The sequence below is a fragment of the Sphingomonas natans genome, assembly GCF_030546695.1.
Lineage (GTDB): Bacteria > Pseudomonadota > Alphaproteobacteria > Sphingomonadales > Sphingomonadaceae > Sphingomonas_I > Sphingomonas_I natans.
The window spans coordinates 115,332-129,678 of sequence record NZ_JAUOTP010000001.1; the positions used below are offsets into that span (position 1 = coordinate 115,332).

At 66.7% G+C, this 14,347-nt stretch carries 9 protein-coding genes; 2 read left to right on the plus strand and 7 right to left on the minus strand.

What is annotated here, in order from left to right; all coding sequences use genetic code 11:
- Nucleotides 1-93: 93 nt before the first annotated feature.
- From Q4F19_RS00575 to Q4F19_RS00605, 7 genes are all read right to left on the minus strand, one after another.
- A complete protein-coding gene (locus tag Q4F19_RS00575) occupies nucleotides 94-1,068 on the minus strand; it encodes a glycoside hydrolase family protein (protein ID WP_303539199.1) in 975 nt (324 codons plus the stop codon).
- The gene (locus Q4F19_RS00580; RefSeq protein WP_303539200.1) at nucleotides 1,068-2,582 is read right to left on the minus strand and encodes an MFS transporter; all 1,515 of its coding nucleotides are present in this window, start codon (nucleotides 2,580-2,582) and stop codon (nucleotides 1,068-1,070) included. Before Q4F19_RS00580 ends, Q4F19_RS00575 begins: the two co-directional genes overlap by 1 nt.
- A gap of 174 nt (nucleotides 2,583-2,756) precedes the next feature.
- Nucleotides 2,757-3,872 (minus strand): beta-galactosidase BglB, encoded by a 1,116-nt coding sequence (gene bglB, locus Q4F19_RS00585; protein WP_303539201.1) that lies wholly within the window; start codon nucleotides 3,870-3,872, stop codon nucleotides 2,757-2,759.
- A 36-nt stretch (nucleotides 3,873-3,908) separates the two neighbouring features.
- On the minus strand, nucleotides 3,909-6,926 hold the full coding sequence (locus Q4F19_RS00590; RefSeq protein ID WP_303539202.1) for a glycoside hydrolase family 35 protein: 3,018 nt from the start codon (nucleotides 6,924-6,926) through the stop codon (nucleotides 3,909-3,911).
- An 8-nt stretch (nucleotides 6,927-6,934) separates the two neighbouring features.
- Nucleotides 6,935-7,249, minus strand: a complete 315-nt coding sequence (locus tag Q4F19_RS00595) for an L-rhamnose mutarotase (RefSeq protein WP_303539203.1) — start codon at nucleotides 7,247-7,249, stop codon at nucleotides 6,935-6,937.
- 230 nt (nucleotides 7,250-7,479) lie between these two features.
- Nucleotides 7,480-9,009, minus strand: coding sequence for a rhamnogalacturonidase (locus Q4F19_RS00600; RefSeq protein ID WP_303539204.1), 1,530 nt, complete (start codon nucleotides 9,007-9,009; stop codon nucleotides 7,480-7,482).
- A gap of 4 nt (nucleotides 9,010-9,013) precedes the next feature.
- Nucleotides 9,014-10,225, minus strand: coding sequence for a rhamnogalacturonan acetylesterase (locus tag Q4F19_RS00605; RefSeq protein WP_431312356.1), 1,212 nt, complete (start codon nucleotides 10,223-10,225; stop codon nucleotides 9,014-9,016).
- Nucleotides 10,226-10,403: 178 nt separating this feature from the next.
- Here Q4F19_RS00605 and Q4F19_RS00610 point away from each other — a divergent pair, with 178 nt between their 5' ends.
- Together Q4F19_RS00610 and Q4F19_RS00615 are read left to right on the plus strand one after the other, a co-directional pair.
- Nucleotides 10,404-11,717, plus strand: coding sequence for an oligogalacturonate lyase family protein (locus Q4F19_RS00610; RefSeq protein WP_303539912.1), 1,314 nt, complete (start codon nucleotides 10,404-10,406; stop codon nucleotides 11,715-11,717).
- Nucleotides 11,714-14,344, plus strand: coding sequence for a glycosyl hydrolase (locus Q4F19_RS00615; RefSeq protein WP_303539206.1), 2,631 nt, complete (start codon nucleotides 11,714-11,716; stop codon nucleotides 14,342-14,344). Before Q4F19_RS00610 ends, Q4F19_RS00615 begins: the two co-directional genes overlap by 4 nt.
- The last annotated feature ends 3 nt before the right edge of the window (nucleotides 14,345-14,347 follow it).

The following is a 14,347-nucleotide window of genomic DNA, read 5'->3' on the forward strand; positions in this document are numbered from 1 at the left end:
GAGAAGGTTGGAGCTCAGTTCTCGATACGGGCTCTCGGCAGGCTCGATCCCTACTCGAACCGAACGGGTTGGGATAATCCGTTACACGGGCCTCTATCGCCCGCTCAGATCCACCTCGGTCGGCGCATTGCGATCGACCGTCACCACGCCGTCCTGCTCGTGCAGTTCGGTCATCTGGATCGCGGTGCGGCGGCCCCAGGCGTTGTCGGTCGCGGTCTGCGGTTCGTTGGTCTGGTGGACGAAGTAGATCAGATAGGCGCGGTCGCCCGCGACGATGACGTCGGGGTGTTGGCCCTTGGCGCGGTCGGTCTCGGCTTTGCCGGCGTCGGCGAGCAGATAGTCCGGCTGGCGGGTCCAATGCTCGCCGTCGGCGGAGCTCATGACGAGGAGGCCTTTCCACGCGTCCGAGATCAGCCACCACTGGCCCTTCCAGCGGAAGCCCTTGGGGCCTTCGCCGGGCGTCTCGACGACCGTGCCCTTGATCGTCCAGTGGACGAGATCGGAGCTGTCCGCGTACCGGATCGCCTTGTTCATTTTCTCGTCGTTGAACCAGAGACGGTAGCCGCCTTCGGGCAAGCCGGCGACACTCGCGTCGATGATGCGGTCCGAGCCGAGATCCAGCCTCTCGCCGCATTGCCAGCTCTTCAGATCCTTGCTCGTCAGGTGGACGAGGAAGCGCGGCGCGTTCCAGTCCTTGAAGACACCGGGGACGACCGTGATCCACATGTGCCACTGGCCGGCAAGCCATTCGACGTCGGGCGCCCAGAGCGTCTCGCCGGTGCAGGATTTGGGGATGGCGGCGATGCCGCCGTAGCGCCAGCGCGCGCCGTCCTTCGAGCGGGCGATACCGATATGGGTGGCGTGGAACCAGCCGACGTCCTTGGGATCGGCGGCGGGCGCCATCGCGGCGCGGCGGTTGGTGTAGAACATCACCCACTCGCCCGTCTTCGTATCATGGACGGTCGAGGGATCGGCGGCGCCATCGTAAACCGGATCGCGGAACAGGGGTTTGGGCGCAATCGCCGGCTGAGAGGCGGCAGCGGCAGCGAGAGCGAACAGACCGATCATCAGCGGGCGCCTCCGACCGGGTTGTTGCCCCACAAGCGGTCGTAGCGCCAGCCGGCGAGATCCTCGACGATCGCGCCGTTCTCCGCAGATGAGGGGGTGCGGTTGCCCGCGCGCAGATGCTCGATCTCGGCCATCAGGATACCGTGCGTGCGGGGGGTCAGGCGGAAGCGCGTCGAGACGAAGACGCCGAAGGCGAGCATTGCGATCGTGCCGAGCCCCATCACGCCGACGATCGCGGCGATCGCCTGCGGGCTCTGCTCGGTCGCCTTCGAGACGAAGCCCGACGCCTGCATGACCTGACCGACGAGGATAACGGCGAGCGCCTGGCTCATCTTGCGGACGAAGGTCATCACGCCGGCGAAGGCGCCCTCGCGGCGGCGGCCGGTGACGATCTCGTCGACGTCGGCCATATAATTGTAGGTCGCCCAGGGGATGTAGTTCAGCGCGCCGCGCCCAAGGCCTGCGAAGACGACGGGGAGCCAGAAGAGCGCCGAGGTCGCGCCATAGCCCGCGCCGTACATGACGAGGAAAATCACGACGCCGATCGCGAAGCTGGCCGCGGCCATGCGGTAGGCGGCGGCGGGCGAGAGCTTCAGCGCGAAGTTGATCGCGAGCACGACCGCGACGAGCTGCACCACATAGGTCACGCCGACGAGATTGGCGACGATCGCGGTGGAGCCGGCGAGCGCGAAGATCACGAAATAGGTGAAGGCCGCATTGTAGATATCCTGGCTGATATAGCCGCCGAGATACATGCCGAGATGGAGCCGGAACGCGCGGATGCGCAGCGTGGAGAAGAGGTTGCGGTAGAGCGCCCTGAACGCCGCGCCGAGCGTTGCGCCGCCGCGCGCGGCTTCCTCCTCGTCGAGCCCGGGGGGACGCGGACGCTCCCAGCTGAACGCGTAGAGCAGACCCGCCGCACCCATGAACAGGCCAGAGAAGATGATGCCCATATAGAGATAGGTGTCGGGCGATTTCGGGCCGAGATAGGAGATCAGCCAGCCGGGCAGGAAGGCCGCGCCGACCGCCGAGCATTGGCCGAGCAGGATGCGCGCGCCGGCGAACTTCGCCTTCGTGCGATAGTCGGTCGACATTTCGGAGGCGAGCGTCTCGTACGGGATGATCTCCATCGCGTAGACCATCTCGAACAGCACGTAGGTGACGAGATAATACCAGAAGCTCTGGCCCGCGACCCACATGATCGCGAAGCTCGGCAAGAGCGGGATCGCGGCGAGGATGAAGAAGCGGCGGCGGCCGAAACGGCGGCCGAGCCAGGAGCGCCCGATATTGTCGGACAGGTGGCCGATCATGGGGCTCGTGAAGGCATCAAGCACGCGCGCGACGCCGAATATGATCGTCGCCTGCGCGGCCGAGAGCCCGCAGAAGCTGGTGTAGAAGAGCAGGATCCACGTGCTGATGACCGCCATCGAGCCCGCGCCGAGCACGTCGTTCGAGCCGTAGGCGGCGAGATTGTACCAGCGCACGGGCCGGGGGGTGATGGCGGCCGAAGCCATGGGTCCTAACTCCTGGGGCATACGCAAACTTTTACCTCCCGCTCATCCTGAGGTGCCATTGAGCGAAGTCGAAATGGCGTCTCGAAGGATTTGCGCAGCGGTGCGGGTCCTTCGAGACGGGTCTTCGCCTGCGCTCAGTCCCTCCTCAGGATGAGCGGGTGGGGCAGGGTTTCATCAGATATAGGTGCGCAGGAACTCGCCCAGAGCGACCATCGCGAGGCTCTGGCCGTAGGGCATCGAGGTCAGGCGGATGTCCTTGTAGAATTGCATCGTCTCGCCCATCGCGGTGCCGAAGCTGACCTGCTGCAATTCGCCCGCCTCGTCGATATTGGCGAGCACGCCCTTGACCGCCTTGATGCCGACTTCCTCATAATGGCGCGGCAGGTAACCCTTCCGGACGCCCTTGAGGATGCCATAAGCGAAGCCGGCAGTGGCCGAGGCTTCGAGATAGCTGGTCGGATCGACGATCAGCGTGTGCCACAGGCCCGTCTCGGGATCCTGCGTTTCGGCGAGCGTCTTCACCTGCGCGGCGAGCGTATCGATCAGAAAAATGCGAAACGCATCGCCCTGGGGCAAATCGAGGATCTCGATGATCTCGGGGATCGCGATCGTGACCCAGCAATTGCCGCGCGCCCACAGCGCCTCGGCATAATTGTGGCGGCCGTTGAAATCCCAGCCGTGGAACCAGAGGCCGGTCTTCTTGTCGAACAGATATTTGATGTGGATGAGGAACTGGCGCTTGGCCTCCTCGACATAATGCGGGCGGTTCAGCAGCAGGCCGATCTTCGCGAGCGGGAGCACGCTCATCATCAGCGTGTCGTCCCACATCTCGCCGGGATTCACGTCGTTGAAGACGATGTGCTGGAAGCCGCCTTCCTCGGTCTTGGGCAGGCCGTCATCGGCCATCAGCCATTCGGCCCAGGTGTCGAGATAGGGGATGTAGCGCGGATCTGGCTCGTATTCGTAGAGGTAGGCGAGCGTGATGAACGGCGCCATCGTGTTAATGTTCTTGGTCGGCGTGCCTTCGGCGAAGCGATCCTCGAACCACTGCTTGATGACCGCGAGCGCGGTCTTGTCGCCGGTCTGCTCGAACAGACGCCACAGGCCGAACAGGCCGACGCCGTGGGTCCACTCCCAGCCGGCCCAGCCCTTGGTGTCGATGATCCGCCCGTCTTCCAGATGGAGCAGGAACTCGCCCGTCTCGTCCTTGATGTTGAGCAGATTGTCGATCAGCTTGGCGATCGCGGTGGTGACGTCGCCGTGCGGAACGTCATGGGTGAGGGCGGCCAATTTAGTCTCCTGAAGATCGATAGAAAAGGGTTGAAGCTATTTGAGCTGGGCGGGCGTGGTCGGCGCTGCGACCATGCGGACGGGGATGCCGCCCTTCACGTTGCGCATCGTGACGAGCCTGACCTGCTCCAAGGCATCGCCGGGCGCGCCATCGGAGGTGACGGCGAGCGCGATGCTGTTGGGGCCGTGGTGGTTGAGGATGCCCTCGGGGATCGGGAAGACGCGCTGCGGTCCGATATGGGCGATGAATTGCCCCATGTTCCAGCCGTTGACGAAGATGAGCGCGCGGTACTGCGCGATCGAACGCGGCGTCGTGGTGTCGCCGAACGCCAAAGCGATCGTCGCGTCTTGGCTCTTGGGGACGGAGAGCGTGACGTTCGTGCGATACCAGGTCGTGCCCGCCTGCGCGGTGGCGGCCGGAACGGTCGCGGACTGCCAGCGGGCGTCGTCGAAGCCGGGCAGATGCCAGCCTATCCGCTCGCCATATTGGCCGCCACTGTTGGCGGGGCCGCGCGCCGGATCGGGGAGATCCTCGCCGCCTTTCTTGCCCTGGATCTTCCAGGCGATCGGGATCGCGAAGCTGCGGCCGCCGGGGCGATCGAGCGAAGCCGAGATCAGGCCACGCGCTTCCTTGTGGAAATCGTCGGCATCGAGATCCCAATTGTGGCCGTCGTTGCGGACCATGACGCTGAGGACATGATCGCCGGGCGCTTGCGCGGCGGAGACGTCGAACTTCGCGAGAGCGGTCGTGATCGGGCGGGGGAGGCCGCTCGCAATCTCGTTCTGGCCGACGAACTTGCCGTCGAGCCAGACCTGGACGAGGCCCGCACCGCCGCCGCCGTAGAAGAGCGCGAGCTGTTTGGCGTCCGCGCCGCCCTGGAAATGGCCGCGATACCAGACGTCGCCGTCGTGGAAGCCATAGGGGTCCATGACGAGCGTCGGCTGGCCATCGGGCTTGGCGGTGATCGTCGCGCTGCCGCGTTTGTCGATCGCCTGCCATTTGCGATCGTCGAACGCCGGATCGGCCTCGGGCGAGCCGGCGGCCATGCGCCAGTTGGTGAGCGTGGGGAGAGCGACGGGCGCCGGGCCGGCGAGCGGCGTGGTCGCGACGCGGCTGCCGATGGGGGAGGTCTTCATCGCCACGGCGGCGCCGTTCCAGCGAACCGACTTGAGCGCGGCGGGCGCCCACAGTTCGAGCGGGGTGGCGTCCTTCGTGTCGCCGGTCAGCGCTAGCGTGCCGCGCGCGGCGGTGGCGCTGCGGACGAGCGCGGGGCCGCGGACCAGCACGTCGCTGCCGGCGGGATGCCAGTAGCGCACGGCTTCGGCCTCGTCGGCGAGGATCAGGGTCAGCGGCGGGCGACCGCCGCCCTCGATGCGGACGATCGAGCGCCCACTATGCGCGTAATCGAGGCGGAGATCGCCCTTGGCGGCATCGAAGCTGCTCGTCGCGCCGCCCTGGACCACGGTCACGGTAGGGGCGGAGGCGAAGCGCAGCATCGTCTCGCCGGTTTCGCCGGCGCGGCCGTAGAGCAGGATCACGTCCTGACCGTCGATCTTGAGCGCGGTCTGCACTTCGGAGGTCGAGTAAACGAGGCGCTGGCCGCCGAGCGCGACGCCGGCGACGAGCCACTTCGCGTCGAAGCCGTTCAGGCGCATCGGCCCGGCGGCGGGGAAGGTGTATTTGCCGTCGGGCAGATCGGCGGTGATCGTGAAGCTGTCGTCGCTCTGGCGGTTGGACGGCTTGTGCGTGACGAGCAGGAAGCGCGTGTCCGTCTCCGGGCTCTTGTTGTGATAGACGGCGACGTTGGGCGAGGAGACCTGCACCGCGCCTGCCGGGACCATGCCCGCGAGATCGGGCACGGCGGCGATGAGGCCGCCCAATTGCTTGAGCTCCTCCGCCTTTTCGCGGACTTCGCGCGCCTCGGAAATGGCCGAGCCATAATCGTAGCTCGCGAAGACCACGGGGGCGGGCTGCCAGCCCCAGCTCGTGCCGCCATAGCCCATGTAGAAGCTCTGGATATCGATGCCGTTGGCGAGATTGGTGCCGTAGAAGACGCGCTGGAAACGCTTGCCGCGCTGGATCGCGTTGCATTCGTAGCCGCCGTTCGAGCCCCAATAATCGAACCAGCCGCCGCCGAATTCGGCGAGGAAGCCGGGCGTGTTCGGCGAGGCGGAGGCGCCGCCCTTCGCGCCGCCGGGGCCGTAGAAGCCCCATTCGGGCGCGGCGACGTCGCGCGTCGGCTCGCCGGCGACGGTGCAGGTACCGCCCGGATAGCCATCGAACGCATACAGGTCGTTCGGGCCCTTGATCACGTTCGCGATCGTGGAGCTTTCGGGGACCCAATTGCCGTTGCGGCCCTGATCGTTGTGGAAGATCGGGACGTTGATGCCGTCGGCGCGCGCCTTGGCGTAGAGATGATCCATGTAGCGGCGCTGCGACGGCGTCGTCGCCGACAGCTCATTCTCGATTTGGTGGAGAATGACGGTGCCGTTATGGCCCTTGCCGTCGCCGTTGATCTGGTGGCGGGCGATGATCGCGTCGATATGCGTCAGCCACTCATCGGCGGCGGCCATGTAATCGGGATCGTCGGTGCGCGCGCGTGCCTTCTGGTTTACGAGCCAGCCGGGAAAGCCGCCGCGCGAGAGTTCGGCGTTCACGTATGGCCCGGCGCGGGTCATGACGTAGAGGCCTTCCTCCTCCGCCATCGTCAGCAACCGCTCGACATCGCGGATGCCGGTGAAGTCGTACACGCCCCGCTTCGGGCTGTGATAGCCCCAGTCGAAATAGACGGCGACGGTGTTGAAGCCGCTCGCCTTCATCTTCTGGAGAATGTCGCGCCACAGATCGGGGCTGGGCAGGCGGAACGGATGCATCTCGCTCGACCAGATGACGAGGCGCTTGCCGTCGATCATCAGCGAGCGCGCGTCGTAGGAGACGCGGCCGAACATCTTGACCGGGGCGGCGAGATTCTCGGTCTGCCGTCCGACCTGCGCGTGCAGCGTGGCGGGCGCCAGCGCGGTCGCGAGCGAAAGGGCGATCAGATGACGGCGCATTGGTCGCATCAGGCGTGGTGGAAGATCATCGGGAGCGGCCATTCCTTGGGCCGATTGTCGGGCTCGACCTCCATCAGCGGCGCCATATAATCCCACCAGCGCTTCATGACCGGATGGTGGGGCATGTCGGCCTGGCTGTTGACCTCGGCGACCTTCAGGACCGCGAAGAGCGAGAGCGTGTTCTCGTCGAGGAAGATCGAATAATCGGAGATGCCGCTGTCGGTGAGCAAAGCGGACAGCTCGGGCCAGATCTCGTCATGGCGCTTGCGATATTCGGCGATGACGCCGGGCTTCAGCTGCATCTTGAACGCCTGAATCGACATGGCCTCTCCGACTTCCACTATGTGGAATTGATCTGTATATAATGGTACGTCGATCGCGGTGGCGCGTCAACGTGGTCGTGCTTGAATCCGCTCCTGCCATTCGCTTCGAGCGGAGTTCGAGCTTGCCGAGAACGAAATCGAGAAGTCGGTTCAGTGGCGGGCGAGTTCTCGACGGGCGCTTCTCGACAAGCTCGAAGCTGCTCGAACCAAACGGGCGTGGGCGATCGCCGCTAGTCGCGCCACAGAGGGGTGCGGGTGGCTTTGAGGCCGGGTGCGTCCTCAATCTTGAAGGGCGGGCGCGCGTCGGGCGTGGCAGTCTGCAGCTTAAGCCCATCCACGGTGATGTCCCTCGCGTGGCGGACCCACAGCCCCCAGCTCGGTAGCACGCCGAACATGCTCGGCTCGGGATAGGCCGTTGGGACTTCGGGCGGCACGAGCGCGGCATCCTCGGCGGTGCCACCGCCGTTATAGGTCAGGTCGATGTTGCGCAGCGTGACCGCCTCGACCGGGTGGCCGGGCAGGCCCGCGATCGACGCGGGGAAGCGATGATCGATGCCGGTCGCGGTGATGTCGCTGATCGTGACGTCGCGGATCGAGCCGATGCCGGTGCCGGGCGGGCCGCGGCGGCGATCGCCGATGCGCAGGAAGATGGGCGCGGTGGTGACGTCGCGCATGACGAGGCGGCGCGCGGTCACGTCGGTCATCGCGCCGCCGTCGACCGTCTCCAGCGCGAGGCCGCGGCAATGATCGAAGGTGCAATCCTCGATCAGGACATGGGCGTAGCCGCCGGTGCTCTCGGTACCGAGCTTGATCCGGCCGGTCGGGCGATCACGATCGGGCGCGGCGAGCATCGTCGTGCCGCGCGTCCCATCCAGCATCGTGCCGAGATCGTAGCCCGAGACCGCGCAGTGGCGGATGACGATATCCTCGGCGGCGATCGATCGGCCGAGCGCGTAGGTCGCCTTGACGACGATGCCGTCGTCATTGGGCGTGTTCACGCGGCAGCGCTCGACGAGCACGCCTTTGGTGCAATCGAGATCGATGCCGTCGCGATCGGTATCGATCTGGAGATCAGTGATCGTCAGCTTCTGCGTGCCGGTGGCGAGGATCGCGAAGTGGCCGCATTTGAGCATCGAGAAACCGGACAGGCGGATGTTGCGACCGTTCTTGAGCGCGATCGCCTTGTTGCCCTGGTCGCGCATCGCGGCGGCGGCCGGCTCCAGCTCGCTGATGCTCTTGGCGGGCATCTGCTTCATCGACAGCGGGCGCTCGCCGGTCTGCGATTTCCAGCGCGCGCCGGGCCCGTGGCGGGTGAGGCCGACGCCGTGGATCAGGCCGGGGCCGACGATCGCGACATCTTCCACGCCGTCGCCCCAGATCAGGCTGTTGCGCCAGTAGGAGTGGCCATAATCCTGATATAGCTGGTCGATCTCCTCCTCGGGCAGATCATATTTGCCCGGGTGGCGCGCGGGATCGGCGGCCTCGATGACCGCGCCTTTTGCCAGCATCAGGGTGATGCGGCTCTTGAGGCGGATCGTGAAGCAGAGGTAGCGGCCGGCGGGGAACAGCACCGTGCCGCCGCCAGCGCGCGCGGCGGCCTCGATCGCGGCGTTGACTGCATCGGTATCGAGCGTGACGCCGTCGCCGCGCGCGCCGAGCTTGCGGACGTCGAAGACGCGCGCGGCGTGCGCCGGGAAGGGCGCGAGCGCGGCAGCGGCGCTGGTGGCGAGCGCAAGGGTCACGTCTCTGCGGGTTATCATGCGCTCAGTTTCCGGCCGGTTTGGCGGCGCTGTAGGCGACGCTCTTGGGGATATAAATCGCGCTTGGCAGCGGCGGATGCGCGGGATCAAAATGCGGCATCACGACGTGCGGCGCGAGCTCGGGGATATTGGCGCGGATTCGCTCGGCGATGGCGCTGGCGAGCAGCCAGGCGCCTTCATTATCATTGTGCGTGCGATCGGTGCCGTTCGCCATGAACAGGAGCGGCGACAGGTCCGGGCCGATCGCTTCGTAGATCTTCTTGGTGTCGGTGTTGAGATCGATTAGCGGCACGTGCTGCTCGGCCGCGAGCTTGCGGACGGCTTCCGCATATTCGGTCATGGTGCCGGCGATCTTGCCATTCGCATCGAAATTGCGGCGCTCGGGCGAGGTGACGAGCACCGGATGCGCGCCGCGGCGGCGTGCTTCGGCGATGTAGGCACGGAGATAGGCGGGGTAGGTCTCGGCCGTGTCAACGAAGGTCTGCGGCCATTGCGATTTCTGGTCGTTGTGGCCGAACTGGATGAACAGCCAGTCGCCCGGCTGGATCGTCGAGAGGATTTTGTCGAGGCGCAGGCTGGTCAGGAACGACTTCAGCGTCTCGCCGGACTTGGCGTGGTTGGCGACGACGATCTGGTCGTCGAGCATCGCGGGGAGCATCTGCCCCCAGCTCGCGGCGGGCTCGGCATATTGATCGGTGACGGTGGAATCGCCAGCGAGGTAGATGGTCGGCGCCTTGGTAGGCTCGATGCGGATCGAGGCGACCTTGGGCGCGCCGAGGAATTCCAGCGTCAGCTTCTCGTCCCACGCAAAACCGTCGCGGTCCTTGGCATCGATCCGGACCGCGTCGCCGCCGGGCGCGGTAGGCGGCGGGGGGGGGAGAGCATCGGTGCGGACGTTCACTAAAAAGCTGCGCTCGACGAACTTGCCGGGCTTCGTCGGCACGGCGAGCAGCATAAGGCGGCGGGCTTCGGCCTTTACCGTGGTCGTGCCCGCGGCCTTGGCGTCGCCGAAGCGGACGGTGACGCGGTACGTGCCTTCGGGGACTGCGGCGGAGAACAGAAAGGCGTCGGCGGTGCCGCCCGGCTCGAAGCCGTAGCCGCCCTTATCGTAGAGGCGGCTGCGCGCGACCGGCGTGCCCTGTCCGCTGGTGCCGAAATCAAAGGCGAGCGGGTGCGGCGTGGCGGCGGCGGCGAGCATTCCCAGCAGGCCGATCATCGGGGCGCGCACCGCTTCGTCTCGTGCCGGATCGATCCGTCGCGTCCCGTCATATCCGCTCCTCCCGGGAGCCGACATCGCTGGCTCCTCGCATTTATCCCGCTTTACGGGCGGGCCTGCTTGGGTGCAAGACGAGCATAATATACGGGATTTAGTCCCGACATGTGGGAGAATGAGGATGGTCTGGCGGAACGGTTCGATACTGGCTCTGGCGATGCTGGCGGGCGGGAGCGTAAGTGCTGCGCCGGTCAAGCAATGGATCGATCCGACGACGGGCCATGAGATCGTCCGCATCAGCCAGGAGCCGGGCACGGCGAGCCTCTATTTCCACCAGATGAACTACACGCCGCAGGGCGACAAGATGGTCATCTCGGTGCCCGACGGCATCTCGGTCGTGACGCTGAAGGACTGGAGCGTAACCCCGCTCGTAAAGGGCAAGGACCTCCAGCTGCTCTTCACCGGGCGCAAGACGCGCACCGCTTATTACGCCGCGAAGAAGCGCGACGATGCGGGCAGCACGACGATCTTCGCTGCCGACATCGACAGCGGCAAGGTGCGGACGATCGCCACGGTCGCCAAGGGATCGATCGGCTCGATCAACGCCGACGAAACCCTGCTGCTCGGCCAGTGGGCGGCGAGCGACAAGCCGCTCCAGCCGGACGGCACGCAGAAGAAAGGCGCGCCGGAGATCAAGCAGACGTTCGGCCAGGCGGCCTATGCCGCAAACCGCCCGGACGGCACGCCCTATACATTCGCCGAGGCCAAGGAGGTGCGGCTCAACGAGCGACTAGAGGCGGGCATCGCGATGGAGATCTTCACGATCGACATCAAGACGGGCGCGCGCAAGGTGGTCGTCGCCTCGTCCAAGGATTGGCTGAACCACATCCAGTTCTCGCCGACCGACCCGGGGCTAATCATGTATTGCCACGAAGGGCCCTGGCATAAGGTCGACCGGATCTGGACGGTGCGCACCGACGGCACCGGCAACATGCTCGTCCACAAGCGCACGATGAACATGGAGATTGCCGGGCATGAGTTCTTCTCGCCCGACGGCAAGTGGATCTGGTACGATCTGCAGACGCCGCGCGGCGAGGATTTCTGGCTGGCGGGCTACGAGCTCGCGACGGGCGCGCGGCGTTGGTATCATCTCGAGCGCAACGAGTGGTCGGTCCATTACAACCAGGCGCCCGACCTCAAGCATTTCTCGGGCGACGGCGGCGACAGCGAGATGGTCGCGCACGCGCCCGACGCCAAATACCTCTACCTGTTCACGCCCAAGGACGTGCCCGACGTCGCCGGTATCCATGCGGCGAACAGCGGCGGCCTGATCTCGCCCGGCACCTTCGCGGCGGAGAAGATGGTCGACATGGGCAAGCATGATTACCGGCTGGAGCCGAACATCACCTTCACGCCCGATAACAAGTGGATGGTGTTCCGATCGAACATGGAAGGATCGCCGCAGGTCTATGCGGTGAAGATCGCAAAGCCATGATGCGGATGCGCGCGCTTCTGCTCGCCGCCTGCGCCGGAGCGTTCGCCGCGCCGGCAACGGCCTCGGATCTGTGGGACCGCTTCCAGAGTCCGCCTGCGGATGCGCGGCCGATGCTGCGCTGGTGGTGGTTCGGGCCGGCGGTGACCGACGCCGAGATCGATCGCGAGATTCGCGCGATGAAGGCGGGCGGCTTCGGCGGCTTCGAGGTGCAGCCGACCTATCCGCTGACGCCGGACGATCCGCAGGCGGGGCGCGTCAACATCCCGTTTCTCTCGAAGGATTTCGTCGCGCGGCTCGCGCATGCCGGCGAGACGGCGCGCGCGGAGAAGATGCGGATCGACGTGACGATCGGCACGGGCTGGCCGTTCGGCGGCGCGCATGTGCCCGTGACCGAGGCGGCGGCTTTGATCCGCAAGGTTGATCTGCCGGTCGCGGCGGGGCGCGACCGCATCGTGCTGCCGCCGCTGCCGGCGGGCGAGACCTATCTGGCGGCGTTCCTGAGCGGGCGGCGGGTGTTGATCGCCGACGGCGCTGTCGCCGTCACGCCGCCGGCGGGCGGGCGGACGCTGACCGTGTTCGTGGCGGGGCGGACCGGGCAGCAGGTCAAGCGCGCGGCGGTCGGCGGCGAGGGCTTCGTGATCGATCATGTCGATGCGGCCGCGGTCACGCACCATCTGCGCGTCGTCGGCGATCGGCTGCTCGACGCCTTCCCGAAGTCGGCGCCCCCTTATGCGATGTTCTCGGACAGCCTGGAGGCTTATGGGTCGAGCTGGACCGGGGATCTGCCGGCAGAATTCCGCAAGCGGCGCGGCTATGAATTGCTCGATCATCTGCCGGCTTTGTTCGACACTGGCGCCGAGAGTGCCGGCGTGCGTCACGATTGGGCGCTGACGCTGTCCGAGCTCGTCGACGAGCGATACCTGACCCCGATCGACGCCTGGGCGAAGGCGCACGGCACACGCTTCCGCGCGCAGGTCTATGGCTTTCCGCCGCCGCGTCTGTCTTCGAACGCACTGGTGGCCTTGCCCGAGGGCGAGGGTGCGCCTTGGCGGCGCTTCACCTCGACACGCTGGGCGACGAGCGCGGCGCATCTCTACGGCAAGCCGGTCGTGTCGTCCGAGACGTGGACGTGGCTGCATTCGCCGTCCTGGGCGGCGACGCCGCTCGACATGAAGGTGGAGGCGGATCGCCACTTCCTGCAGGGCGTGAACCAGCTGATCGGGCATGGCTGGCCCTATAGCGCGCCGGGCCTGGCCGAGCCGGGCTGGGCTTTCTACGCAGCGTCCGCGCTCAACGATCACAATCCCTGGTATGTAGCGATGCCGGCGGTGACGCGCTATCTGACCCGCGCGAGCGCGATGCTGCGCGAGGGCGCGCCCGCCGATCAGGTGGCGATCTATCTGCCGACCGAAGATGCGTTCGCGGCGCTGACGCCCGCCGACGCCTCGGTCGACAAGGCGATGGCGCGCTATCTGCCCGAAGACATGATCGCGCCGGTGCTGGATGCGGGCTTCGGCTTCGATTTCGTCGACGCGCAGGCGGTGACCGCGGGCAAGCTCACCGCCCGGATCCTGATCCTGCCCGCGCTCGAGCGGATCGATGCGGCGGCCTATGCTGCGATCGCCCACTGGAAAGCGAAGGGCGGAATCGTCATCGCGATCGATCATGCGCCGAACCTGTCGGGCGGGTTGATCGACGGGGCGGAGGCGACGCGGCGGGTGCACGCCATCGGCAGCGGGATCTTCGCGGGCGGCGGCAGGATCGTCGCGCGCGGCGCGCTCGCTGCCGCGCTCCGCGCTGCGGCGACGCCCGATGTCGCGCTGACGAAGGCCGATCCGCGCATCGGTTTCGTGCATCGCAAGCTCGACGGCGGCGATCTCTATTTCGTCGCCAATACGAGCGAAACGGCGATCGAGACGCGTGCGCGCTTCATCGGCGACAATCAACGTGGCGCGTGGTGGGATGCGGAAACGGGGCGGCGCTGGGCGAGCGGGACGGGAGATATTCCGATCAGGCTCGCGCCATATGAATCCCGCTTCCTGCTGTTCGAGAAGGACGCGGACGCGCTGCCGGCGGAGCCGGTGCATGCGGAGCGTATCGTCGCCGATCTGTCGCGCGACTGGAGCCTGACGCTCGGTGGACAGGCGGCGGGCAAGCCCGGCGCGGCGGCGTTGTGGACGCAAGGCGGCGCGAACCAGAGCTTCTCCGGGAGCGGCGTCTATCGCCGCACGATCATGCTCGGGGCGCTGCCGGCCGGGCGGCTGTCGCTCGACTTCGGCAAGGGCGTGCCGACCGCCGCCGAACCCGACGGGCGCGCCGATCGGCCGCGCGCGATGCTGGCGCCGCCGGTGCGCGAGGCGGCGATCGTGACGATCAACGGCAAGCCGGCGGGGACGCTGTGGGCGCCGCCCTATCGACTGGACGTGACCGGCCTGCTCAAGCCGGGTGCCAACCAGATCGCGGTGACGGTGATGAACGGCGCGCTCAATGCGCTCGCCGCGCGCGGGCCGGTGGACCAGCAGGTGCTGTCCCTGCGCTATGGCGAGCGCTTCACCGATCAGGATCAGAAACTCGTCGTCTCGCAGCCGTCGGGGCTGACCGGGCCGATTACGCTCGTCGCGGACTGAGGC

Excerpts from the sequence above, each read along its gene's own strand:
- Q4F19_RS00615 (WP_303539206.1), top strand. The coding sequence starts at position 11,714 with ATGATGCGGATGCGCGCGCTTCTGCTCGCCGCCTGCGCCGGAGCGTTC.
- Q4F19_RS00600 (WP_303539204.1), bottom strand. The coding sequence starts at position 9,009 with ATGATAACCCGCAGAGACGTGACCCTTGCGCTCGCCACCAGCGCCGCT.
- Q4F19_RS00610 (WP_303539912.1), top strand. The coding sequence starts at position 10,404 with ATGGTCTGGCGGAACGGTTCGATACTGGCTCTGGCGATGCTGGCGGGC.
- Q4F19_RS00575 (WP_303539199.1), bottom strand. The coding sequence starts at position 1,068 with ATGATCGGTCTGTTCGCTCTCGCTGCCGCTGCCGCCTCTCAGCCGGCG.
- Q4F19_RS00605 (WP_431312356.1), bottom strand. The coding sequence starts at position 10,225 with ATGATCGGCCTGCTGGGAATGCTCGCCGCCGCCGCCACGCCGCACCCG.
- Q4F19_RS00590 (WP_303539202.1), bottom strand. The coding sequence starts at position 6,926 with ATGCGCCGTCATCTGATCGCCCTTTCGCTCGCGACCGCGCTGGCGCCC.
- Q4F19_RS00580 (WP_303539200.1), bottom strand. The coding sequence starts at position 2,582 with ATGGCTTCGGCCGCCATCACCCCCCGGCCCGTGCGCTGGTACAATCTC.
- Q4F19_RS00595 (WP_303539203.1), bottom strand. The coding sequence starts at position 7,249 with ATGTCGATTCAGGCGTTCAAGATGCAGCTGAAGCCCGGCGTCATCGCC.